The organism is Amycolatopsis sp. NPDC004378 (assembly GCF_053602455.1).
In genome coordinates this window covers 488,536-509,888 of record NZ_JBSGDR010000004.1, presented here as the reverse complement: position 1 = coordinate 509,888, position 21,353 = coordinate 488,536, and the positions used below count along the sequence as shown (strand labels likewise).

The following is a 21,353-nucleotide window of genomic DNA, read 5'->3' as shown; positions in this document are numbered from 1 at the left end:
GCGGGGTCAGAGCTTGACCGGGTAGACCGGCTCCGGGATCTCGGGCTTGATGCGGTGCTCGACGAAGATGCCGTGCCACAGCATGAACACGATCAGCGCCCACAGCTGGCGGCTGCGGTCCAGCTGGCCCGCCTTGTGCTCCTCCAGCAGCGCCAGGATCGCCTTCTTGTCGAGCAGGTCCTCGGTCCGGGAATCGTTGATGATCCCCTTCGCCCAGTCGTACATCTCGTTGCGCAGCCACAGCCGGATCGGCACCGGGAAGCCGAGCTTGCGGCGGTTGAGCACGTGCGCCGGGATGATCTTGGCCAGGGCCTGGCGCAGCGCGTACTTCGTCGTGCCGTGCGCGAGCTTCTGGTCCAGCGGGATCGACGCCGCGACCTTGAACACCTCGGCGTCGAGGAACGGCACCCGCAGCTCCAGCGAGTTCGCCATCGTCACCTTGTCGGCCTTGACCAGGATGTCGCCGCGCAGCCAGGTGTAGAGGTCGACGTGCTGCATGCGGGCCACCGGGTCCCAGCCGCGCGAGACGTCGTACCAGGGCGCCGTGACGTCCTTGAAGCCCACGCCCTCCTGGTAGGTCTTCAGGACGTTGCGCAGCTGGTCGTCGCGGAAGTTGCGGGCGTTGCCGTAGTAGCGGTCCTCCAGCGGCAGCGCGCCGCGGCGCAGCAGGTCCTTGCCGCGGGTGCCCTCGGGGATCTTCGTCGAGACCTTGCCGATGAGCTTGCGCATGCCGCCGGGGATCTTCTCGAACGGCGCCAGCGAGATCGGCTCGTTGTAGATCGTGTAGCCACCGAACAGCTCGTCCGCGCCTTCGCCGGACAGCACGGCCTTGACGTGCTTGCGGGCTTCGCGGGCGATGAACCACAGGGGGACCAGCGCGGGGTCGGCCACCGGGTCGTCGAGGTACCAGACGATGAGCGGCAGGACCTCCATCATCTCGTCCGCCGAGACCGTCCGGACCACGTGCTTCACGCCGATCGCGGCGGCCGACTCGGCGGCGACGTCGACCTCGGAGTAGCCCTCGCGCTCGAACCCGGTGGTGAACGCGATCAGGTTCGGGTTGTGCTCCTTGGCCAGCGTGGCGGTGGCCGTGGAGTCGATGCCGCCCGACAGGAAGGCCCCCACCGTGACGTCCGGGTCGGAGATCATGTGCTTGCCGACCGAGTCGCGCATCACGTCGGCGATGCGCTGGTGCAGCGCCTCGGCCTCGGCCTGCGTGTTCACCGGCTTCGCGGCGAACTGCGGGTGGAAGTAGCGGGTGAACTTCACCTCACCGCCGGGCGCGACCTCGAAGGAGGTCCCGGACTCGACGCGGCGGATCGCGGTGTGCAGCGACTCGGGCTCGGGCACGTACTGCAGCACCAGGTAGTGCTGCAGGGCCGTGCGGTCCAGCTCCTGCGCGACGCCGAGGACGTCCGAAAGCTCCAGCAGGCTCTTCTTCTCGCTCGAGAACGCCACGCCACCGGGGCCGGCGGAGTAGAAGAGCGGCTTGATGCCGAACGGGTCGCGCGCGCCGAAGACCTTCTTCTCCTGGGAGTCCCAGATCATGAAGGCGAACATGCCGCGCAGCCGCTTGACCCAGTCGGCGCCGAGGTAGTGGAAGCCGGCGACGATGGCCTCGCCGTCGCCCTCGGTCTCGAACTTCGCGCCGTGCTTCTCGGCCAGCTCCGCCCGCAGTTCCAGGTAGTTGTAGATCTCGCCGTTGAAGTTCATCGTGTACCGCCCCGGCGCCTCCGGCGGCCCCCAGACCAGCGGCTGGTGGGCGTGCTCGACGTCGATGAACGCCAGCCGGTTGAAGCCGTAGACGACCTCGGCGTCGGCCCAGGTGTCCTGCTCGTCGGGGCCGCGGTGGCGCTGGCAGCGCATCGCCGCGCCCACGGCGTCACGCGCGTTCGCCGCGCCGGTCTCGGTCGCGCAGATCAGTCCAAGCAGGCCGCACACGGGTACTCACACACCTTCAGGCTCATCACCGGGCTGGGGAAGGCCTCAGTATGCCGGGCAGGCCGTGGCGAGTAACACGCGCGTCGATGGTTACCCCTTGGTCAGCGCGGACCGCCAACTCGGCTAGGCTCCGCCCTGTCACAAAGATCGGTCGTAGGAGGCTCTGGGTGAAAGGGCGAGGCGCAGTGGGACAACCCGAGCGCACCCTGGGGAAGCGGACCTTGCGCGTCGCCGCGCTGGCGGTGCTGGTCGCGCTGACCGCGACGGGCTGCTCCGGCGACGAGATCCTGCGGTTCGGCTGGCCCGTCGGCGTCACGCAGCAGGCGAACGAGATGCGCACGCTGTGGACGTGGACCGTGGTGGCCGCGCTGATCGTCGGCGCCATCGTGTGGGCCCTGATCTTCTGGACCGCGACGTTCCACCGCAAGAAGAAGACCGCCGACGGCGAGCCGGAGGAGCTGCCCCGGCAGTTCCAGTACAACATCCCGCTCGAGCTGTTCACGGTCGTCGTCCCGACGATCATGGTCTGCGTCCTGTTCTTCTTCACCGCGACGACGGAGTCGAAGGTCCTGGACAAGATCCCGAACCCGGACGTCAAGGTCCAGGTCGTGGCCTTCCAGTGGAACTGGGAGTTCAAGTACGAGGACGCCAACGCCAAGAAGGCGGACGGCCAGCAGGTCAGCACCGTCGGCTCGTCCGGCGAGATCCCGCTGCTCGTGCTCCCGGTCGGCAAGACCATCGAGTACGACCTGATCTCGACCGACGTCATCCACTCCTTCTGGGTCCCGGAGTTCCACTTCAAGCGGGACGTCATGCCGAACCCGGACAAGAACAACCAGGACAGCTCCTTCCAGAACAAGATCGACCGCGAGGGCTCCTTCGTCGGCCGGTGCGCGGAGCTGTGCGGCACGTACCACTCGGTGATGAACTTCGAGGTCCGGGCGCTGTCGCCGGACAAGTACGACCAGTACATCGAGCTGCGCAAGCAGACGAACCCGGCCACCGGCCAGGCGTTCACGGCGTCCGAGGCGCTGGCGAAGATGAACTGCGGCGAGCTGTGCACCCCGCACGCGGTGACCACGCAGCCGTTCAACACCGACCGCACGGCACGGACCGCGTCCAACTGACGTCGCCAGAACAACAGGAGTAGGAAAGACCCATGAAGGTCGAAGCGCGCATCTTCTTCATCGTGGCGGTCTTCGCCGTGTTCATGGCGGTCGTGTACTGGGTGTGGACCGCGCTGGCCGCGACCCACGGCCCGGAGCCGGTCGGCATCGTCGCGCTGTTCCTGACCGGTGGCCTGGCGTTCCTCGCGGGCAGCTACATGCAGTTCGTCGCCCGCCGCATCGAGCCGCGGCCGGAAGACCGCGAAGACGCCGAGATCAGCGACGGCGCCGGTGAGCTGGGCTTCTTCAGCCCGGGCAGCTACTGGCCGGTCGCCATGGCGGCCACCGCGGCCCTCGCCGCGCTGGCCCTGGCGTTCTTCCACATCTGGCTGCTCGTCATCGCGCTGGTCGCGCTGCTGATCACGATCGGCGGGCTGGTGTTCGAGTACCACACGGGTCCGTCGCACGACTGACCTGCGCTTTTCCCGACTGGCCGCTGCGCTGAGGACTCAGTGCGGCGGCCAGTACCGCGAGCATGCCCAGTGCCTCGGGCCAGGTCGGGCGGTGGCCGTAGAAGGCGATGTCCACCAGCACCGCGACCACCGGGTAGAGGTAGGACAGCAGCGCCACCGTCGTGGTCGGCAGTTTGCCGATGCTCGCGTACATCAGGACGTACATCAGCGCCGTGTGGACGGTGCCCAGCAGCACCAGCCACAGCAACCCCCGCGGGTTCGTCGGTAGCGGCGTGACCAGCAGCAACGGTGCCAGCACGAGCGCGCCGACCGTCGTCTGGACGGCCGCGAGCAGGTGCGGGCGGATGTGCTTCAGCTGCTTCGCCACGAAGGACGCGCCGGCGTAGAGCACGGCCGCGCCGAGCGCCAGCCCGATCCCGGCCAGCTGCACGGGTTTGCCGTCCTCGCCGTGCGCCGACAGGGAGATCAAGGCCACCCCGCCGAACGCGATCGCGGCCCGGGCCAGGTGGCTCTTGGCCACCTTCTCGCCGAGGAATGCCGCCGCCAAGCCGACCAGGATCAGCGGCTGGGTGTGGTAGACGACCGTGCTGACCGAGATCGACGACAGCGCGTAGGACGCGAAGAGCAGCACCCAGTTGCCGACCAGGAAGAGGCCGCCGAGGACGGCCAGGCCGAGGTCGCGCCGGGACGGCCGCCAGGCGGGCAGCCAGCCGCGCGCGAAGCACCAGATCACCAGGAGCGCCCCGCCGACGAAGCAGCGGGCGAAGGCCACGGCCGGTGCGGCCGCGCCGCTCTCGAGGACGACGGCGCCGATCGTGCCGGACATCGCCATCGCCGCGGACCACTGGAGCAGCGGGCGGGTTTCGGAGTTCGTCATGGCGTCCAGGTTCGCCGGGCCGGCGTCGCTCAACCAGTGTCAGAGATGACAACGGCCGCAAAACTTGTGACATGCTGGCCGGCATGGACGTCAACCGGGTCGCGGTGGTGCTGGCCGACCACGTTTCGCCGTTCGAGCTGGGCGTCGCGTGCGAAGTGTTCGGCACCGACCGCACGGCCGACGGCATCGAGGGCTGGGAGTTCGGCGTCTGCTCGCCGGCGGGCGCGCCGGTCGCGAGCTGGTCGGGGTTCGGGTTGTCCGGGCTCCGCGGGCTGGACTTCGCGGAGTCGGCCGACCTGCTGATCGTGCCGACGTGCGCACCGCGGACGGCACCGCCGCCCGCGGACCTGCTGGACGTGCTGCGCGACGCGGTCGCGCGGGGAGCGTGGGTGGCGGGGTTCTGCGCGGGAGTCTTCACGCTGGGCTACGCGGGCCTGCTGGACGGCCGTCGCTGCACGGTCCACTGGGTCTACGAGGCGGAGTTCCGGGCCCGCTTCCCCGCCGCCCGGGTGGACCCGCAGGCCCTGTACGAGGACGACGGCGGCATCCTGACGAGCGCGGGGACGGTCGCGGCCGTCGACCTGTGCCTGCACCTGGTCCGCCGGCTGCGCGGGGTCACGGCGGCGACGACCCTGGCCCGCCGGATGGTGGCGGCGCCGTTCCGGGCGGGCGGTCAGGCCCAGTTCGTCCAGGCCCCGGTCCCGTCCGTCCCGGACGACTCGGTGGTGGCGGAGGCCCTGGAGTGGGTGGAGCGGCGGCTGGACCGGCCGTTCACGGTGGCCGAACTGGCCCGGCGGAGCGGGCTGGGGGAGCGGACGTTCCTGCGCCGCTTCTCGGCGGCGACGGGGACCACGCCGCACCGCTGGCTGACCGAGCGGCGCCTGGACCGGGCGCAGGCGCTGCTGGAGGAGGGCCGGCTGTCGGTGGAGGACATCGCGGTGGCGTGCGGGTACGCGTCGGCGGCCGCGCTGCGGCACCAGTTCACCCGGCTGCGCGGTACGAGCCCGACGTCGTACCGCGCGGCCTTCCGCGGCTGAGGCTCAGGCGAAGGCGATCCAGCGGTCCAGGAGCGCCGCCGCGGCGCCGGAATCGATCGCCTCGGCCGCCCTCGCCAGGCCAGCGCGCAGATCGTCCTCCAGGGACGCCGAGAAGCCCGTGAACGCCGCCAGCGCCGCGGCCGCGTTGATCAGCACCGCGTCCCGCACCGGCCCCGGCTTGCCGCCCACCAGCTCGCGGACCACCTGGGCGTTCGACGCCGCGTCACCGCCGCGCAGGTCGTCCGCCGTCGCCCGGGGCACGCCCAGGGCGGCGGGGTCGAGCGTTGTCTTCGTCACGGTTCCGCCCGACACCACCCAGACCGACGAGGTCGTCGTAGTCGTGATCTCGTCGAGGCCGTCGTCGCCGCGGACGATCAGGGCCGTCGTCCCCCGGCGCGCGAACACCTCGGCCAGGACGTGCGTTTTGTCCTCGTACGCGCAGCCGATCAGGGCGCTGCCCGGCTGGGCCGGGTTGGTCAGCGGGCCGAGCAGGTTGAACGTCGTCGGGATGCCGAGCTCGCCGCGGACCGGGCCCGCGTGCCGCAGCGCCGGGTGGAACGCCGACGCCAGGAAGAACCCCACGCCGACCTCGGTCAGGCTGCGCTGGACGTCCTCCGGGGGCAGGGAAATCGTCACCCCGAGGGCTTCCAGGACGTCGGCCGCGCCGGACTTCGACGACGCGCTGCGGTTGCCGTGCTTGGCCACCGGGGCGCCGGCCGCCGCTGTGACGATCGTCGCCATCGTCGAGATGTTCACCGAGTTGGAGCCGTCGCCGCCGGTGCCGACGATGTCGACGGCCGGGCGGTCCAGCTCGACGCGGCGGGCGTGCGCCAGCATCGTGGCCGCCATGCCGGCGATCTCCGCCGGCGTTTCGCCCTTCGCGCGCAGCGCCACCGCGAACCCGGCGATCCGGGCCGGGCTCGCCGCGCCGCTCATGATCTGGTCCATCGCCCACGCCGTGTCCTCCTCGGACAGGTCGACGCGCGCGACGAGCTGCTTGAGCAGCGGCGGCCAGGTGCGGGGGACCGGGGTGGCCACCGGGCTCAGCCGTTCACGGCGGGGACCCGTCGCGCGCGCAGCACGTCGGCGACGGTCTCCGCGGCGGTCAGCGGGTCCAGCGGGTGCACCAGCACGGCGTCCGCCTGCGACCAGGTGGCCAGCCACCGGTCGTCCTTGCGCCGCACGGAAACCACGATCGGCGGGCAGTCGGCGATCTCGGCCTTGAGCTGCCGGCAGAGGCCGATGCCGCCGGTCGGCTGGGCCTCGCCGTCGAGGATGGCCAGGTCGACGTTCCCCTCGTCCACCTCGGACAGCACGTCGGCGATCCCGGCCGCCTCGACGTAGTCGACGCGGTCCAGGTCGGCGGCGGGCCGCCGGCCGACCGCGTTGACGATCGCCTCGCGCACCTCCGCCTTGTGGCTGAACACCAGGACCCGCATCGACCGCTCGCCCATCAGGCACGCCTCCAACTCGTCACCACACGTCTGCCTGGATCGTATCGGCCGAGACCGACATCACGCGGTCGGCTCCGGCTGTTGCGCGTCCCAGCCCAGCGCGTCGCCGCCCAATCGCTGGGCGAGACCGGCCATCCGGGACCGTTCCTGGGCGCAGTGGAGCGCGTCGAGCACCTGGACGCGCACCGCGTGCACCCGCGCCAGGTCGCCCGACGCGGACTGTTCCCGCAGCTCGTAGCCGTCCTGGGCGAGGATCGACGCCGCCTCCGCGAGCCGGCCCGGCGGCAGGAGCAGGTGGTGCCGCAGGACGGCCGGTGCCGTGCTGACCCAAGCGGGTGAACCGGCGAGGACGGCCGAGTCGGCGACGACCGGGTCGAAGGCCTCGGCGACGATCTCCAACCCGGGCGTATCGGGTGTCAGACCTGGGGTTTCGCGCTTTTTGACCAGGTCAAGCAGCCGGTCGAGTAAACCCATGAGTAGCTCTCACCTTCCCGGGCATCCGGTGTGATCGGTTACGCAGACGGCTCGCCGTGGACCCACCCGGCGGAGCGGCGGTGCGAGAGGACATAATGCGACGCGTGACAACGGCAGCTCCCACCATCAGTCAGCGGGTCCACTCGCTGAACCGGCCGAACATGGTCAGTGTCGGCACCATCGTGTGGCTTTCCAGCGAGCTGATGTTCTTCGCCGGACTGTTCGCGATGTTCTTCACCGTCAAGGCGCAGAACTCGTCCGGCCAGTGGCCGCCGCCGCTGCACGGCGAGGAGTTCCACCTCAACGTGACGTACGCGATCCCGTTCACGGTGATCCTCGTGCTGTCCTCGCTGACCTGCCAGTTCGGCGTGTTCGCGGCCGAGCGCGGCGACGTCTACGGGCTGCGCCGCTGGTACATCATCACGTTGATCATGGGTGCGATCTTCGTCGGCGGCCAGGCCAACGAGTACCACAACCTGGTCGAAGAGGGGATGACGATCCCGTCCGGCCCGTTCGGCACGGTCTTCTACCTCGCCACCGGGTTCCACGGCCTGCACGTCATCGGCGGGCTCATCGCGTTCGTGTACCTGCTCATCCGCACGAAGCTGAGCAAGTTCACCCCCGCCCAGGCCACGTCGGCGATCGTCGTGTCCTACTACTGGCACTTCGTCGACATCGTGTGGGTCGGCCTCTTCGGTGTGATCTACCTCCTTCCGTAGGTCCGCCCCAGCCGCCACCACCATCACCATCGGCCTGAACTGACAGCAAGGGTTGCCGCAAGATGACCACCAGCACCAAGTCCTCGGAGCGCCGCTACCGCGCGCGGTCGAAGCTGCGGAGGCGGTTCGCCGGCCTGCTCGCGCTCGGTATCGCGCTGGTAGGCGCCGGCGCCCTGTACGCCGTGTTCGCCCCGGAGCCGCAGACCGCGCAGGCCCAGGGCACGCCCGCGCAGCTGCGCCTCGGCGAGCAGGTCTACAACAACACCTGCATCGCCTGCCACGGCGCGAACCTCGAGGGTGTCAAGGACCGCGGCCCGAGCCTGATCGGCATCGGCGACGCCGCGGTGTACTTCCAGACCTCTTCCGGCCGGATGCCCGCCGCGCGCCAGGAGGCGCAGGCCGAGCGGAAGCCGCCGAAGCTGACCGAGGCCGAGATCGACGCGGTCGGCGCCTACATCCAGGCGCACGGCGGCGGCGTGCAGCGTCCCGCCGAGAAGGGCGAGGCCCTGCGCGGCTCCGACCCGGCCCGCGGTGGCGAGCTGTTCCGCCTGAACTGCGCCTCGTGCCACAACTTCACCGGCCGCGGTGGCGCGCTGTCCGCCGGCAAGTACGCGCCGAACCTGGACCCGGCCAGCGAAGAGCAGATCTACACGGCCATGCTCACCGGCCCCCAGAACATGCCGAAGTTCTCCGACCGGCAGCTGTCGCCGGAGGAGAAGAAGGACATCGTCGCCTACGTGAAGTCGGTGTCGGACGGCAACAACAACCCGGGTGGGAACGGCCTCGGCGGGGTCGGCCCCGCTTCGGAGGGCGTGATCGCCTTTATCGTCGGGATCGCCGCGCTGATCGGCGTGACGTTGTGGATTGGATCGAAGGCATGAGTGCCGAGGGGCCGAAGCCGCCGACGGAGGCGGAGCTGGCTGAGATGGACCGGGACCAGCTGGTCAAGCTGGGCGGCGCGCTCGACGGGGTCGAGATCGTCGAGTACCCGACTCCGTGGCCCGTGGAGGGCACCCGCGCGGAGAAGCGGGCCGAGCGCCTGGTCGCGTTCTGGTTCGGGCTGTCCGCCCTGGCCGGGATCGGGTTCGTGGTCTCGCTCATCTGGTGGCCGTGGCAGTACGAGGCGCCGGACAACGAGAGCGGCCACTTCTGGTACAGCCTCTACACCCCGATGCTCGGCATCACGCTCGGCCTGGCCATCCTCGGCCTGGGCATCGGCGTGATCCTGTACACGAAGAAGTTCGTGCCCGCCGAGGTCGCCGTGCAGCAGCGCAGCGACAACCAGGGCGAGGGGTCGGCCGAGGTCGACCGCCAGACGATCCTCGCGCACCTGGCCGACGCCGGGAACCGCAGCACGATCGCCCGCCGGTCGCTGATCAAGCGCTCGGCGATCGCCGGTGCCGGCGCGCTCGGCCTCGCGGCCGCGGCGCTGCCGCTGGCGTCGTTCATCAAGAACCCGTGGAAGAACAGCGAGTCGCGCGACTCGCTGTGGCACACCGGCTGGCAGCCGAACTTCCCCGGCGAGAAGGTCTACCTCCGCCGCAACACCGGCAAGCCCCTGGAAGAGGGCGAAGAGGTCAGCCTGGTCAAGGCCGAGGACCTCGACGCCGGCGCGATGGAGACGGTCTTCCCGTACCGCGACTCGGAGAAGGGCAAGCCGGAGCTGCTGGCCGCCGCGCTCACCCGCGTCGACAACCCGGTCATGCTGATCCGCCTGCGCCCGACTGACGCCGCCAAGGTGGTCAAGCGGGCCGGCCAGGAGGACTTCAACTTCGGCGACTACTACGCGTACACGAAGATCTGCAGCCACGTCGGCTGCCCGACCTCCCTGTACGAGCAGCGGACCAACCGCATCCTGTGCCCGTGCCACCAGTCGCAGTTCGACGCCCTCCACTACGCCAAGCCGATCTTCGGCCCGGCGACCCGGCCGCTGGCCCAGCTACCGATCACGGTGGACGAAGAGGGATACTTGATCGCGCGAGGCGACTTCATCGAGGCCATCGGTCCGGCCTTTTGGGAGCGTAAGTCATGAGTTCACTCACCACGCCGACCAAGGGGTCGAGCCCGGTCGAGAAGGCGCTGGGCGACGCGGCCGACAACGCGGACCAGCGGTATCACCTGGCCAAGGGCCTGCGGCACCAGCTGAACAAGGTGTTCCCGACGCACTGGTCGTTCCTGCTGGGCGAGATCGCGCTCTACAGCTTCATCATCCTGCTGCTCACGGGTGTGTACCTGACGTTGTTCTTCGACCCCTCGATGCAGGAGGTCGTCTACCACGGCAGTTTCAAGAACATGCAGGGCCTGGAGATGTCGCAGGCCTTCCGCACCACGCTGGACCTCTCGTTCGACGTGCGGGGCGGGCTGTTCATGCGGCAGCTGCACCACTGGGCGGCGCTGATCTTCGTGGCGTCGATGGCCGTGCACATGCTGCGGATCTTCTTCACCGGCGCGTTCCGGCGCCCGCGTGAGGCGAACTGGGTGATCGGCGGGCTGCTGCTGATCCTGGGCTGCTTCGAGGGGTTCTTCGGCTACTCGCTGCCCGACGACCTGCTCTCGGGCACCGGGATCCGGGCGACGCTGTCGGGGATCGTGCTGTCGGTGCCGGTGATCGGCACCTGGATCCACTGGGCGCTCTTCGGCGGGGAGTTCCCGGGCGACCAGATCATCCCGCGGCTGTACACGCTGCACATCCTGCTGCTGCCGGGGATCATGCTGGCGCTGGTCGGGGTGCACCTGGCGCTGGTGTGGTACCAGAAGCACACCCAGTTCCCGGGGGTGCGGCGCAAGGAAACCAACGTCGTCGGCGTGCGGATCATGCCGTACTTCGCGCTCAAGGGCGGCGCCTTCTTCACCGTGGTGATCGGGGTCCTGGCGCTGATGTCGGGGCTGTTCCAGATCAACCCGGTGTGGAACTTCGGGCCCTACAACCCGGCTCAGGTGTCGGCGGGCTCGCAGCCCGACTGGTACATGGCCTGGGCCGACGGCATGCTCCGGATCTGGCCCGCCTGGGAGGTCTACCTCGGGAACTACACGATCCCGGCGGTGTTCTTCCCCGGCGCGATCGGCATGCCGATCCTGTTCGGCCTGCTGCTCGGCTACCCGTTCATCGAGCGGAAGCTGTCCAAGGACACCGCGCACCACAACCTGCTCCAGCGGCCGCGTGACGCACCGGTCCGCACGGCGCTGGGCGCGATGGCACTGGGCTTCTTCGCCGTCATCGAGCTGTCGGGCTTCAACGACATCATCGCCGACCAGTTCGACATCTCGCTGAACGCGACGACGTGGGCGGGCCGCATCGGCGTGCTGATCGTGCCGCCGGTGGCGTACTACGTGACCTACCGGCTGTGCATCGGCCTGCAGCGGGCCGACCGCGAGGTGCTCGAGCACGGCGTCGAGACGGGCATCATCAAGCGGCTGCCGCACGGTGAGTTCATCGAAATCCACCAGCCGCTGGCCGGTGTCGACAGCCACGGCCACGCGATCCCGCTCGAGTACCAGGGCGCTCCGGTGCCGAAGAAGATGAACAAGCTGGGCTCGGCCGGGCACGCCGTCCCGGGCACGTTCTGGTCGCCGGACCCCGCCGAGGAGACCGCCGCGCTGCAGCGGGCCCACGGCAACGGGCACTCGAACGGGCACGCCGAGATCGAGAGCGCGGAGGCGGCCGAGGCCGCGAAGCACTCCGACCACTGAGTTCCGCACACGACGAAGGCCACCTCCCGCGGGAGGTGGCCTTCGGTCGTCTCAGCGGTGTTCTCGGGCGTCGGCCGGGGCCTCCCTGTCTCCAGGCTCCGGTGCCGCGTGCGCGCGTGCCTCGGAGGCCTTCTCAGTCCTCGGCGCCGATCGCGAAGGCCTGCTCGGTGTCGGCCCGCGAGTACGACCGGAACGCGATGTGCGTGACGGTGTCGAGCACGCCCGGCACCTTCCCGATCCGGCCCGGGATCAGGTCGGCGAGCTCCTCGTGCGCGGACACCTTGACGGTGGCGATGAGGTCGACGTCCCCGGCGCACGAGTAGACCTCGCCGACGCCGTCGATGTCGGCGATCGCCTGCGCCGCGTCCGGGATCGCGTCCGCCTCTACCTGGATCAGCACGATCGCGGTGATCACCTGGGTCCTCCAAGACTCGTCTGCGGGTGTCGCCCGCGATCCTAGGCCGCTGTGCGCGCCAGCCAGTGCTCGGCCAGCGCGCGCTCTCCGGTGATCGTGACGTGCCCGGCGGGCAGGCGGCGGGTGAAGACCAGCAGCAGGTCCCGCACGGGGCCGGCGAGGGTGACGTCGGCGGTGCCGGTGCCGTGGGCCCACTCGACGCCGTCCGGGGTGCGGGTGATGAGCCAGCCCCCGCCTTCGTCCGGCCGGAGGCAGAGGGTCTGGCCGGTGCCGCGCAGCTCGGCGAAGGCCGGTTTGAGGCTCGCCGTGACCGGGTGGGACAGCATTTCCAGCCACTCGGTCACGGCGTCGGCCGCGAGGTCCGGGGCCACGTCGAAGGCCGTTCCCGTGGCGAGGGCGGCGTCGGCGTGGTGGATCGTGGTGTCGTTGAGCATCCGGCGCAGCCAGAACCCGGCCGGCTGGTCGCCGAAGAACGTCCACACGGGCTTGTCGCCGGCGTCCAAGGCGGACTTGGCGAGGTCTTCGGCGCCCTGGAGCAGCCAGTCCGCCCAGGTGTCCGTGCTGCCGGGGTCGGCGTCGAGCGGGTCGGGGACCGGTGCCGGGCCGGACCGGACTATGCCGGCGGACCAGCGGTGGGCCTGGCCGATGTGGCCGACCAGGACCCGCAGCGGCCAGTCCGGGCAGGTGGGGACGGGGGAGCCGGGGTCGCCGTCGGCCACTGTTCGCGCGAAGGCGGCGGTGCGGTCGAGGAGTGCCTCGGCGAGTCTCGTGCTGTGCATGGCCGTACCGTAGGAATTCCACCCGGCTGGAGGTTCGACCGAAGGTGACCGAAGACACACTCGGGATCGGCGACCTGGCACGGCGGACGGGGGTGCCGGTCCGCACGATCCGCTTCTACTGCGACGAGGGACTGCTGGAGCCCGCCCGCAGCGGCGGTGGCCACCGCCGGTTCGGCCCGGCGGCGGTCGAGCGGCTGACCCTGGTCCGGCGCCTGCGCGGCCTCGGCCTGGGCCTGCGCGCGATCACCGACGTCGTCGCCGGCCGCCGCTCCCTCGACGACGCGGTGGCCGCCGAGCGGGCGGCGCTGGACCGCGAGGTCGCGACGCTGGCGTGGCGGCGTTCGGTGCTCCGCGCGGTCGAGGAGGCCCCGCCCGCGGACCGCGCGGCCCGGCTCGAGCTGCTGTCGGCGGTCCAGGACGGCTTCTCCGCGCACGACACGCTGGTCCGGCTGTGGCACCCGATGACGACCGGGCCGATCCCGCCGGACACGGCCGAGATGTTCCTCGGCATCAGCGCGCCCCGGCCCCCGGAGCAGCCGACGACCGCACAGGTGGTCGCGTACGCGTCGCTGGTGCTGCTGGCGGCCGACCGGGCACTGGTGCCGCACGTGCGGGCCAGCACGCTGGTGGCCCACGAGCGCGTCGCGGACCTGGGCGCGCTGCACGCGGAGGTGGGAGCGGCGTGCGGGCTGGCGTCGGCTTCGGTGGCCGCGGGGGAGCCGCCGGCGCCGGGCCCGGCGTTGGACCGCTTCGTGGCGGCGCACGCCTCGGCGTGGGGTCGGGAGGACAGCCCGGAGTTCCGGCGCGCGGTGAACCACCGGACGGCCCCGGACCGGCATCCCCGGCTGCGGCGGTACTGGCACCTGGCGGGCGAGGTGACCGGGGAGGCGGCTCCGATGGGCGTCGCGCACACCTGGCTGCTGGACGCGCTGGACCGCTCGGTGCGGCAGGCTGCTCAGCCCACGTGCTCGAGTGAATGAGCCGTCGACACCAGGTCCAGCCACCCTTGCCAGCCGGCCACCGCGGCCGGTTCGGCCCACGGGCGGGTCGTGCGGACCAGGCGGACGCCCGGCCGGGTCAGCCAGCGCAACAGCACCCCCACCTCCTCCGGGGGCGCGCCGTTCAACGGCCCGGGGTCCGGCAGGACCGTCTCCGCGGAGGCCACCAGGGCCTCCACCACCGGCATCGGCGGCACTCCGCGGCGCGCCACCCCCGCCGAGGCCAGCCGGCCGTAGCGGATCACCGACAACTCCCAACCGCCCGAACCGTCCGGGCCCGCCGCGATCAGCTCCGCGATCGAGGCCAGCGACGCCTGCCGGTGGGCGCGGCCCAGCGCGCGGATGAGGTCGGCCAGCTCGTCGCGGTGGCGGGCCGCCTGCTCGTAGTGGCGGCCCTCGGCCAGCCGCTCCACGAGCCGCGCCGCCGTGTGCAGGGGGCGGCCGTCGTGGCCCGCGATGAGCCCCGACACCGACTCGACCGCCGGGACGTACGCCTCGACGCTCTGCCGTCCCGCGCACGGCGCGCCGCACCGGCCCAGCTCCGCCAGCACGCACGGTGTCCCGTTCGGCGACCTCGGCGAGATCCGCTGGGTGCACGTCCGCAGGCCCGAGGCGCCGGCCAGCGTGTCGGCCGTCGCCTTCGCGTCCGCCTGGTTGCGGAACGGGCCCAGCACGCCCGGCCGTGGCAGGCGGACCACCGACAACCGCGGGAACGCCTCTTCCGTCAGCCCGACCCACCAGCCCTGGTGCCGGTTCTTCGACCGCCGGTTGTACGCGGGCCGGTGCGCCGCGATCAGCCGCAGCTCCCGCACTTCCGCCTCCAGGGCGTGCGCGCACACGACGTGGTCGACGCGTTCGGCGATCGCGACCATCTCGCGGATCCGGCTCCGCCCTTCCGAACCCGTGAAGTACGTCCGCACGCGCCGGCGCAGGTCCTTCGCCGTGCCGACGTACAGGACCTCGTCCTTCGGCCCCTTGAACAGGTAGACGCCGGGAGCCGACGGCAGGTCCGCTGCCATGTGCCGCTTCGCCCGCTGGGCCACGGTGACCTCGGGCAGGTAGCCCATCAGCTCCTCGAGCGAATGGACGCCGAGGTTGCCGACGCGCTCCAGCAGCCCGTGCAGCACGTCGACCGTCGCCTTCGCGTCGTCGAGCGCCCGGTGCGTCGGCCGGGTCCGGGCGCCGAACAGCAGCGCCAGCGCGGTCAGGTTGTAGCGGCCGACCTCGTCGCGCGGGACGACGCGCCGGGCGAGGCGCGCGGTGCACACCACGGTCGGTTTCGGCCAGGCGTAACCGTGTGCCTCGCAGGCGGCCCGCATGTGCGAGGTGTCGAAGCCGGAGTTGTGCGCCACCAGCACGGAACCGGCGATGAACTCGAGGAACGCCGGCAGCACCTCCTCGATCGGCGGCGCGTCGTACACCATCGTCTGCGTGATGCCCGTCAGCGAGACGATCTGGGGCGGGATCGGCTTGCCCGGGTTCACCAGGGTCCCGAACTCGCCGAGCACCTCACCGCCGTGCACCTTGACCGCGCCGATCTCGGTGATCTCGGAGGCCCCCGGCCCGGCACCGGTGGTCTCGAGGTCGAAGACGACGAAAGTCGTTTCCCGCAAGGGGGTTCCGAGCTCGTCGAACGCGAGCTGAGCCTGGATCGAACGCATGGTCGGGAGAGTAGGGGCGACCACCGACAGTTTTCGGGGGTTCGGGTGGCGGAGCCCCCGGCTCGGGGCGGAGCCCCGGATGGGCACCGACAGTTTTCGTGCGTGGCCGCTCCGTGTGCCGCGCGGGGCGTGATGCGGGGGCGGGGCCTACCCTGGACCAATGCACCCGCAGCCGCTCGTGCCGGAGCCGCCCGAGGACCCCGCTGGTCCGTCGGGTGTCGCGTCGCGCTCCGAGCCGGCTGAGGACGTCGCTGACCAGGGGGAACGGCCCGAACCGGCTACTTGGCCCGCGCTTCCCGAACCCGTCCGGGACCGGATCGCCGAGCTCTCCGCGGCCGCCGTTGCGAAGCTGCCCGCCACCGACGTGCCGCGGCAGCTGCGGCCCGTCGCGAAGTTCGCCCCGGCCAAGCGCGCCAAGCTCGGCGGTGCCGCTCTGCTCGCCGCGCTCGGGGAGTCGTCGCAGTTCCGGACCGCCGTCATCGAATGGCTGCGCGAGCACCGGACCGACGCCCTCGACCCGAACGCCGCCGACTCGGTCGCCGCGGCCGCGGCCGCCGTCCTGCTCGGTGAGTCCGGTGCCGCCGGGCGCGTGCGGCTCGTCGCCAGGAACGCCGAGGAAAACGCCCTGCGCGCCGAACGCGACGCCGCCTTGGCGCGCAGCCAGCGGCTCGAAGCGGAGCTGGCTCAGGTGCGCGCCGAGCTCGTCGAGGCGCAGCGCGCCGCCGAAAGCGCGCGTGGTGAGCGAGAGGGCGAAGTCGAGAAGCTCCTGAAGCGGCTTCGCGAACAAGGTGTCCAATTGCGCCAGGCGAAGGACGCGGCCGAAGTGGCGTCCGCCGAGGCCGAACGCGGTTCGACCGCCCGCGCCGAGGAAATCGCCGCCCTCAACGCCCAGCTCGAGCGGGAACGCCAGCGCGTCGCGAACGAGCGTGCCCGCGCCGAACGCGCCGTCGCCGACGCCGACATCGCGCGCCAGTCCGCCCGCGAGGCCCGCGAAGCCGACGAAGTCCGGCTCGCCCTGCTCATCGACACCATCGACGGCGCGGTCACCGGCCTGCGCCGCGAACTCGCCCTCGGCGCGCGCGGTGCCCGGCCTGCGGACATGGTCCGCGGCACCCGCACCGGCACCGGCCAGGGCGGGAAGATCGCCGACGTGTCCACGTTGGACCGCTACCTCGCGCTGCCCAACGTGCACCTGATCGTCGACGGCTACAACGTCACCAAGACCGGCTACCCCGAACTCGCGCTGGCCGACCAGCGCGACCGGCTGATCCACCAGCTGTCCGCCTTGGCCGCGCGCACCTCCGCGGAGGTCACCGTCGTCTTCGACGGCGCCGGCGTGCTGTCGGTCCCGGCGTCGGTGCCGCGCGGGGTGCGGGTGCTGTTCTCCGACCGCGGGGTCCTCGCCGACGACGTGATCCGCAACCTCGTCGCGGCCGAGCCCGCGGGCCGGCCCATGGTCGTCGCGACGTCCGACCGCGCCGTCGCGGACTCCGTGCGGGGCGGGGGCGCCCATCCGGCGCCGTCCGCGGTGCTGGTCAGCCGGCTGTCCCGGGTCTGATCGCCGGAAATTGTCGGTGGTGACCCCTACCGTCCTCTTCAGTCAGTTCCGGCGTGAGGAGGACCACATGAGCGACACCGCAGACCTGTCCCGAGTGGACGTCTCGCACATTTCGGTCGAGGACATCGAAAACCAGGTCATCGACTGCGACCGCTGCGTCGTGCGGGGCATTTCCTGCCACGACTGCGTCGTCAGCGTGCTGCTCGGCGCGCCGCCCGCCGTCGTGTGGGACGCCGACGAGCGCCGCGCCGTGGACGCGCTCGCCGACGCGGGGATGGTGCCCCGGCTGCGCTTGGTGGAGGGACCCGTTCTGCACAGCGCCTGACACGCCCGTTTCGTGTCGGCGCGCCGAATGGTCGATCGGATCAGGTGAACGGTCGGTGACCGAATCGGCCTCCGAAGAAACCCCAGCGTGTAACGCCCGTCACATGTTTTCTCCCCTGCTGGTCCGATGGGGTTTCACGGCGTCACGGAGAGTTTTTGCCCGGGGGGTGGTGGACGTGGTGGCGGTCTTTTCGTAACCTGTCCGAGATCTCGTGGCCCCTGGCCGTCGATAAGGGCGGCGACGCGGGATCGCCGCCGGACGCAGCTTTGTCGGGAAGCTGGGAACCGGAACCACCACCGCGTGCTTCACCTGTTGCGGTCGGCGCATGCCGGACGCACCACCTCGCGGCGGCGGGACAGCGGCGAAGAGGAACCCCCGACCTCTTCGTGCCCCGGTCCCCCTCGGCGGCCGAGACGCAAAGGAGACCCGCGCGACCGTGCAGTCGCATCCAGTTAGGCGCGTGGTTTCAGGTGCCCTCGCGGCGGCCTCGGTGATCACCCTCGTCACCATCGCCCAGCCGACGGCCACCGCCGCCCCCGTCCCCGTACTCCAGGCCCCGCCCACCGGTTCGGACGCCCTCGCCCAGTACCGCGACCTCGCGGCCCAGGCCGAGAAGCTCAACGAAGACCTGCTCAAGGCCCAGGACGACCTGAAGGCCAAGCAGGGTGAGCTCGACAAGGCCACCGGCGACGTCAACGCGGCGAAGGACCAGGCCGCCAAGGCCGCCGAGAACCAGAAGAAGTACCAGACCGAGGTCGACAAGTTCGCCGGCGCGTCGTTCACCAGCGGCGTCCAGCTGAACAAGCTGTCCGCGCTGCTGGCCGGCACGTCCACTCAGGACTTCCTGGACCGGTCGTCCGCGCTCGAGGTCATCGCGACCGAGAAGAACGGCGCGATGGGCAACCTCACCGGTGCCGTGCAGCAGGCGACCGACGCCACGAACAAGGCCTCCGACGCCGCCAAGCGCGCGCAGGACGCCCGTGACGCGGCCGCGAAGCTGACCGACGACATCAAGGCCAAGCAGAAGACGCTGAACGACCAGATCGAGCAGCTCAAGGCGGCCAACAAGAGCCTGAGCGCCCTCGACAAGGCCGCGCAGCGCGACACGGGCTCCGCGGCCCCGGGCCTCAAGGCCCCGACCGCCGCCGCCCAGACGGCGCTCGACGCGGCCCTGAGCAGGCTCGGCAGCCCGTACAGCTGGGGTGCCACCGGACCGAACCAGTTCGACTGCTCGGGCCTGATGCTGTGGGCCTACAAGCAGGCCGGCATCACGCTGCCCCGGTCGAGCCGCGAGCAGTCCACCTTCGGCGCCGCGGTGCCGCGGGACCAGCTCCAGCCGGGCGACCTCGTGTTCTACTACTCGCCCGTTTCGCACGTCGGCATGTACGTCGGCGACGGCAAGATGGTCCACGCGCCCGACACCGGTGACGTCGTGAAGATCTCGCCGCTGCAGAGCCAGTACGCGGGAGCGCGACGCCCGACGTCGTGACCCCGGGGTGAACGCAGGAGGGGCGGTGCCGCACACGCGGTGCCGCCCCTCCTGCGTTGCAAGCGGCCGCTAGCCTCTGGGGCGTGCTCAAGACCCTCCTCGTGACCAACGACTTCCCGCCGCGGCCCGGGGGGATCCAGAACTACCTGAACTCCCTCGCCACCCGGCTGCCGGCGGACGACCTGGTCGTCTACGCGCCGTCGTGGGAGTCGCGCACGGGGTCGCACGAGGAGTTCGACGCCGAGGCGCCGTTCGAGGTCGTCCGGCACCCGACGTCGCTGATGCTGCCGACGCCGGACGTCCTTCGCCGCGCGAAGCAGATCATGCGTGCGAGGGACTGCGAAGCCGTCTGGTTCGGCGCTGCGGCGCCGCTCGCGCTCCTGGGGCATTCGCTGCGCCAGGCCGGCGCGCGGCGCGTCGTGGCGTCCACGCACGGCCACGAGGTCGGCTGGTCCATGCTCCCGGCCGCACGGCAGGCGTTGCGGCGCATCGGGGACACTGTGGACGTCGTCACCTACGTGAGCCGGTACACGCGCGGCCGGTTCGCCGCCGCGTTCGGCCCGATGGCCGGGCTGGAGCTGCTGCCGTCCGGGGTGGACACCGAGCTGTACAAACCGGACCCGGCCGGCCGCGCGGAAATCCGGGCGCGCCACGGGCTTTCCGACCGCCCGACGGTCGTGTGCGTGTCGCGGCTCGTTCCGCGCAAGGGCCAGGACCAGCTGATCCGCGCGCTGCCGAAGATCCGGCGGCGCGTCCCGGACGCCGCGCTGCTCATCGTGGGCGGTGGCCCGTACCGCAAGACGCTGACCGGGCTGGTCGCCGAGCTGGGCCTCGAACGCGACGTCGTGCTCACCGGTTCGGTGCCGTGGGCCGAACTGCCCGCGCACTACGCGGCGGGCGACGTCTTCGCGATGCCCGCCCGCACGCGCGGCAAGGGCCTCGACGTCGAGGGGCTCGGCATCGTCTACCTGGAGGCCTCGGCGACCGGCCTGCCGGTGGTCGCGGGCAACTCCGGCGGCGCGCCCGAAGCGGTGCTCGACGAGGTCACCGGGCACGTCGTCGAGGGCCGGGACGTCGACCAGCTCGGCGAGACCGTGGCGAGCCTGCTGGCCGACCCGGTGCGCGCGCGGCGGATGGGCGAGGCCGGCCGCGCCTGGGTGAGCGCGAACTGGCGCTGGGACACCATGGCCGGGCGGCTGTCCGGGCTGCTGGACGGCGACCCGGTGGCCGTCGTCCGCTAAGGCGTGTACAGCGCCGGGTGCCGCGGATCGTCGACGCGCACGACGACGTCGGCCAGCGCGCTCGGGTCGACTTCTTCTTCGTACCGCTCGTAGGCCGGGACCGCCCAGGCGTCCGGTACGCGGCGGCGCAGCGCGGCGGGGGAGAGCCACAGGTGCACGGCCAGGTCGAAGGCCAGGCCGGTGCCCAGCAGCAGCTCGCCGTCGACGAGCACGACCCCGCCGTCGGGCACCGGCACCCGCTCGGCGCGGGTCGCGCGGTCGCGTCCGGCGTCCCACAGCGAAGGCAGGACCTCGCCGGAGCCGTCGTCGCCCAGCGGGTCGAGCACCTCGCGGCGCAGGGCGCCGAGGTCGAGCCAGTCGGTGTAGCGGGCGTCCGGGTCGGTGCGGCCGTGCTCGAAGCGCAGGGACGCCGGCCGCAGGAAGTCGCGTGCCGACACGCGCAGCGCCGCGCGGCCGCGCAGGCGCAGCGGGTCGACCAGGGCGTCCGCGAGGGCTGTGGTTTCCGTCGCACCTTCGGCACCGTCGACGGCGACCGCGATCCGTCGGCGCCCGGTGAGCGCGTCGATGCGTTCGGTCAGTTCTTCGGCCAGCACGGCGGGCGAAATCGGGCGGTAGCGCACGGGTACCGATCCTGCACCCGGGCCGGTGCACGATTTCGTCGTACCCCGATGGGAGGATGGAAGCATGAGTTCTTCAGTGGGGAAGACGGCCGATGTGGGCTGGAACATAGGGGTTTCCCGCACTTTGCCGTACGCGGCGGAGACGGTGTGGGACTTCCTGGTCAGCCGCGACGGCGTCGCGATCTGGCTCGGCCCGGGCGTCGAGCTGCCGCGGGAAGCGGGGGAGGAGTACGAGACGGCGAACGGCACGGTGGGCGAGATCCGCAGCTTCGTCGAGCACGACCGCGTCCGGCTCACCTGGCGGCCGAGCGACTGGGACCACGACTCGACGGTGCAGGTGCGGCTGAGCGGCGCGGGCGCCAAGACGACGCTGCGGTTCCACCAGGAATGGCTCTCGGGCGCGGAAGAACGCGAGGAACAGCGGGCATACTGGCAGGACGTGACCGAGCGCGTCGTGGCGGCACTGGCCGAGCGCTGACGCGGATCCACTGCATGG

Annotated in this window: 22 protein-coding genes; 13 read left to right on the top strand and 9 right to left on the bottom strand. The window is 71.5% G+C overall.

Annotation, left to right across the window (positions count from 1 at the left end):
- Positions 1–6 precede the first annotated feature (6 nt).
- Positions 7–1,941: an asparagine synthase (glutamine-hydrolyzing) gene (gene asnB / locus ACWEN0_RS17400; protein ID WP_451974215.1), complete on the bottom strand. Its 1,935-nt coding sequence runs from the start codon at positions 1,939–1,941 to the stop codon at positions 7–9.
- Between the two features lie 185 nt (positions 1,942–2,126).
- Here asnB and ctaC point away from each other — a divergent pair, with 185 nt between their 5' ends.
- Positions 2,127–3,068 carry an aa3-type cytochrome oxidase subunit II gene (gene ctaC, locus ACWEN0_RS17395; RefSeq protein ID WP_451974213.1) on the top strand — a complete coding sequence of 314 codons (942 nt, stop codon included), beginning with the start codon at positions 2,127–2,129 and terminating at the stop codon, positions 3,066–3,068.
- Between the two features lie 32 nt (positions 3,069–3,100).
- Positions 3,101–3,520 (top strand): cytochrome c oxidase subunit 4, encoded by a 420-nt coding sequence (locus ACWEN0_RS17390; RefSeq protein WP_451974211.1) that lies wholly within the window; start codon positions 3,101–3,103, stop codon positions 3,518–3,520.
- Here ACWEN0_RS17390 and ACWEN0_RS17385 read toward each other — a convergent pair.
- Positions 3,468–4,397, bottom strand: a complete 930-nt coding sequence (locus ACWEN0_RS17385) for a DMT family transporter (protein WP_451974209.1) — start codon at positions 4,395–4,397, stop codon at positions 3,468–3,470. The two genes, ACWEN0_RS17390 and ACWEN0_RS17385, sit on opposite strands and share 53 nt — an antisense overlap.
- An 83-nt stretch (positions 4,398–4,480) precedes the next feature.
- On the opposite strand from ACWEN0_RS17385, the gene ACWEN0_RS17380 reads away from it, so the two are divergent.
- Entirely contained in the window at positions 4,481–5,434 is a 954-nt protein-coding gene (locus ACWEN0_RS17380) for a GlxA family transcriptional regulator (protein WP_451974207.1), read from the top strand.
- 3 nt (positions 5,435–5,437) lie between these two features.
- Here ACWEN0_RS17380 and trpD read toward each other — a convergent pair whose 3' ends face one another.
- Genes trpD through ACWEN0_RS17365 form a run of 3 tightly spaced genes read right to left on the bottom strand, consistent with a single transcriptional unit; the run spans position 5,438 to position 7,362 of the window.
- Positions 5,438–6,472 (bottom strand): anthranilate phosphoribosyltransferase, encoded by a 1,035-nt coding sequence (gene trpD / locus ACWEN0_RS17375; RefSeq protein WP_451974205.1) that lies wholly within the window; start codon positions 6,470–6,472, stop codon positions 5,438–5,440.
- A gap of 5 nt (positions 6,473–6,477) precedes the next feature.
- Positions 6,478–6,888 (bottom strand): hypothetical protein, encoded by a 411-nt coding sequence (locus ACWEN0_RS17370; protein ID WP_451974203.1) that lies wholly within the window; start codon positions 6,886–6,888, stop codon positions 6,478–6,480.
- A 60-nt stretch (positions 6,889–6,948) separates the two neighbouring features.
- Positions 6,949–7,362 (bottom strand): hypothetical protein, encoded by a 414-nt coding sequence (locus ACWEN0_RS17365; protein ID WP_451974201.1) that lies wholly within the window; start codon positions 7,360–7,362, stop codon positions 6,949–6,951.
- Positions 7,363–7,457: 95 nt separating this feature from the next.
- Here ACWEN0_RS17365 and ctaE point away from each other — a divergent pair, with 95 nt between their 5' ends.
- From ctaE to qcrB, 4 genes are all read left to right on the top strand, one after another.
- Entirely contained in the window at positions 7,458–8,081 is a 624-nt protein-coding gene (gene ctaE / locus ACWEN0_RS17360; RefSeq protein ID WP_451974199.1) for an aa3-type cytochrome oxidase subunit III, read from the top strand.
- A gap of 62 nt (positions 8,082–8,143) precedes the next feature.
- Positions 8,144–8,962: a cytochrome bc1 complex diheme cytochrome c subunit gene (gene qcrC, locus ACWEN0_RS17355; protein ID WP_451974197.1), complete on the top strand. Its 819-nt coding sequence runs from the start codon at positions 8,144–8,146 to the stop codon at positions 8,960–8,962.
- A complete protein-coding gene (gene qcrA, locus ACWEN0_RS17350) occupies positions 8,959–10,113 on the top strand; it encodes a cytochrome bc1 complex Rieske iron-sulfur subunit (protein WP_451974195.1) in 1,155 nt (384 codons plus the stop codon). Before qcrC ends, qcrA begins: the two co-directional genes overlap by 4 nt.
- Positions 10,110–11,771 carry a cytochrome bc1 complex cytochrome b subunit gene (gene qcrB / locus ACWEN0_RS17345; protein WP_451974193.1) on the top strand — a complete coding sequence of 554 codons (1,662 nt, stop codon included), beginning with the start codon at positions 10,110–10,112 and terminating at the stop codon, positions 11,769–11,771. Before qcrA ends, qcrB begins: the two co-directional genes overlap by 4 nt.
- A gap of 133 nt (positions 11,772–11,904) precedes the next feature.
- On the opposite strand, the gene ACWEN0_RS17340 is transcribed toward qcrB, so the two are convergent.
- Positions 11,905–12,186, bottom strand: coding sequence for an Lrp/AsnC family transcriptional regulator (locus ACWEN0_RS17340; protein WP_284750247.1), 282 nt, complete (start codon positions 12,184–12,186; stop codon positions 11,905–11,907).
- Between the two features lie 41 nt (positions 12,187–12,227).
- Positions 12,228–12,965, bottom strand: coding sequence for a maleylpyruvate isomerase family mycothiol-dependent enzyme (locus ACWEN0_RS17335; protein WP_451974191.1), 738 nt, complete (start codon positions 12,963–12,965; stop codon positions 12,228–12,230).
- A 44-nt stretch (positions 12,966–13,009) separates the two neighbouring features.
- On the opposite strand from ACWEN0_RS17335, the gene ACWEN0_RS17330 reads away from it, so the two are divergent.
- Positions 13,010–13,945, top strand: coding sequence for a MerR family transcriptional regulator (locus tag ACWEN0_RS17330; RefSeq protein ID WP_451974189.1), 936 nt, complete (start codon positions 13,010–13,012; stop codon positions 13,943–13,945).
- Here the strand turns inward: ACWEN0_RS17330 and ACWEN0_RS17325 are convergent.
- On the bottom strand, positions 13,921–15,624 hold the full coding sequence (locus ACWEN0_RS17325; RefSeq protein ID WP_451974187.1) for a DEDD exonuclease domain-containing protein: 1,704 nt from the start codon (positions 15,622–15,624) through the stop codon (positions 13,921–13,923). The genes ACWEN0_RS17330 and ACWEN0_RS17325 overlap by 25 nt on opposite strands.
- 160 nt (positions 15,625–15,784) lie before the next feature.
- On the opposite strand from ACWEN0_RS17325, the gene ACWEN0_RS17320 reads away from it, so the two are divergent.
- The 4 genes from ACWEN0_RS17320 (at position 15,785) to ACWEN0_RS17305 (ending at position 20,237) form a co-directional block, all read left to right on the top strand.
- The gene (locus tag ACWEN0_RS17320) at positions 15,785–17,182 is read left to right on the top strand and encodes an NYN domain-containing protein (protein WP_451974185.1); all 1,398 of its coding nucleotides are present in this window, start codon (positions 15,785–15,787) and stop codon (positions 17,180–17,182) included.
- 67 nt (positions 17,183–17,249) lie between these two features.
- On the top strand, positions 17,250–17,507 hold the full coding sequence (locus ACWEN0_RS17315; RefSeq protein ID WP_451974183.1) for a hypothetical protein: 258 nt from the start codon (positions 17,250–17,252) through the stop codon (positions 17,505–17,507).
- A 436-nt stretch (positions 17,508–17,943) separates the two neighbouring features.
- Positions 17,944–18,996 carry an NlpC/P60 family protein gene (locus ACWEN0_RS17310; RefSeq protein WP_451974181.1) on the top strand — a complete coding sequence of 351 codons (1,053 nt, stop codon included), beginning with the start codon at positions 17,944–17,946 and terminating at the stop codon, positions 18,994–18,996.
- A gap of 83 nt (positions 18,997–19,079) precedes the next feature.
- The gene (locus tag ACWEN0_RS17305) at positions 19,080–20,237 is read left to right on the top strand and encodes a glycosyltransferase family 4 protein (RefSeq protein ID WP_451974179.1); all 1,158 of its coding nucleotides are present in this window, start codon (positions 19,080–19,082) and stop codon (positions 20,235–20,237) included.
- Here the strand turns inward: ACWEN0_RS17305 and ACWEN0_RS17300 are convergent.
- Positions 20,234–20,857, bottom strand: a complete 624-nt coding sequence (locus ACWEN0_RS17300; protein ID WP_451974177.1) for a uridine kinase — start codon at positions 20,855–20,857, stop codon at positions 20,234–20,236. The two genes, ACWEN0_RS17305 and ACWEN0_RS17300, sit on opposite strands and share 4 nt — an antisense overlap.
- Before the next feature lie 64 nt (positions 20,858–20,921).
- Here ACWEN0_RS17300 and ACWEN0_RS17295 point away from each other — a divergent pair, with 64 nt between their 5' ends.
- Positions 20,922–21,335 carry an SRPBCC family protein gene (locus ACWEN0_RS17295; RefSeq protein WP_451974175.1) on the top strand — a complete coding sequence of 138 codons (414 nt, stop codon included), beginning with the start codon at positions 20,922–20,924 and terminating at the stop codon, positions 21,333–21,335.
- Positions 21,336–21,353 lie beyond the last annotated feature (18 nt).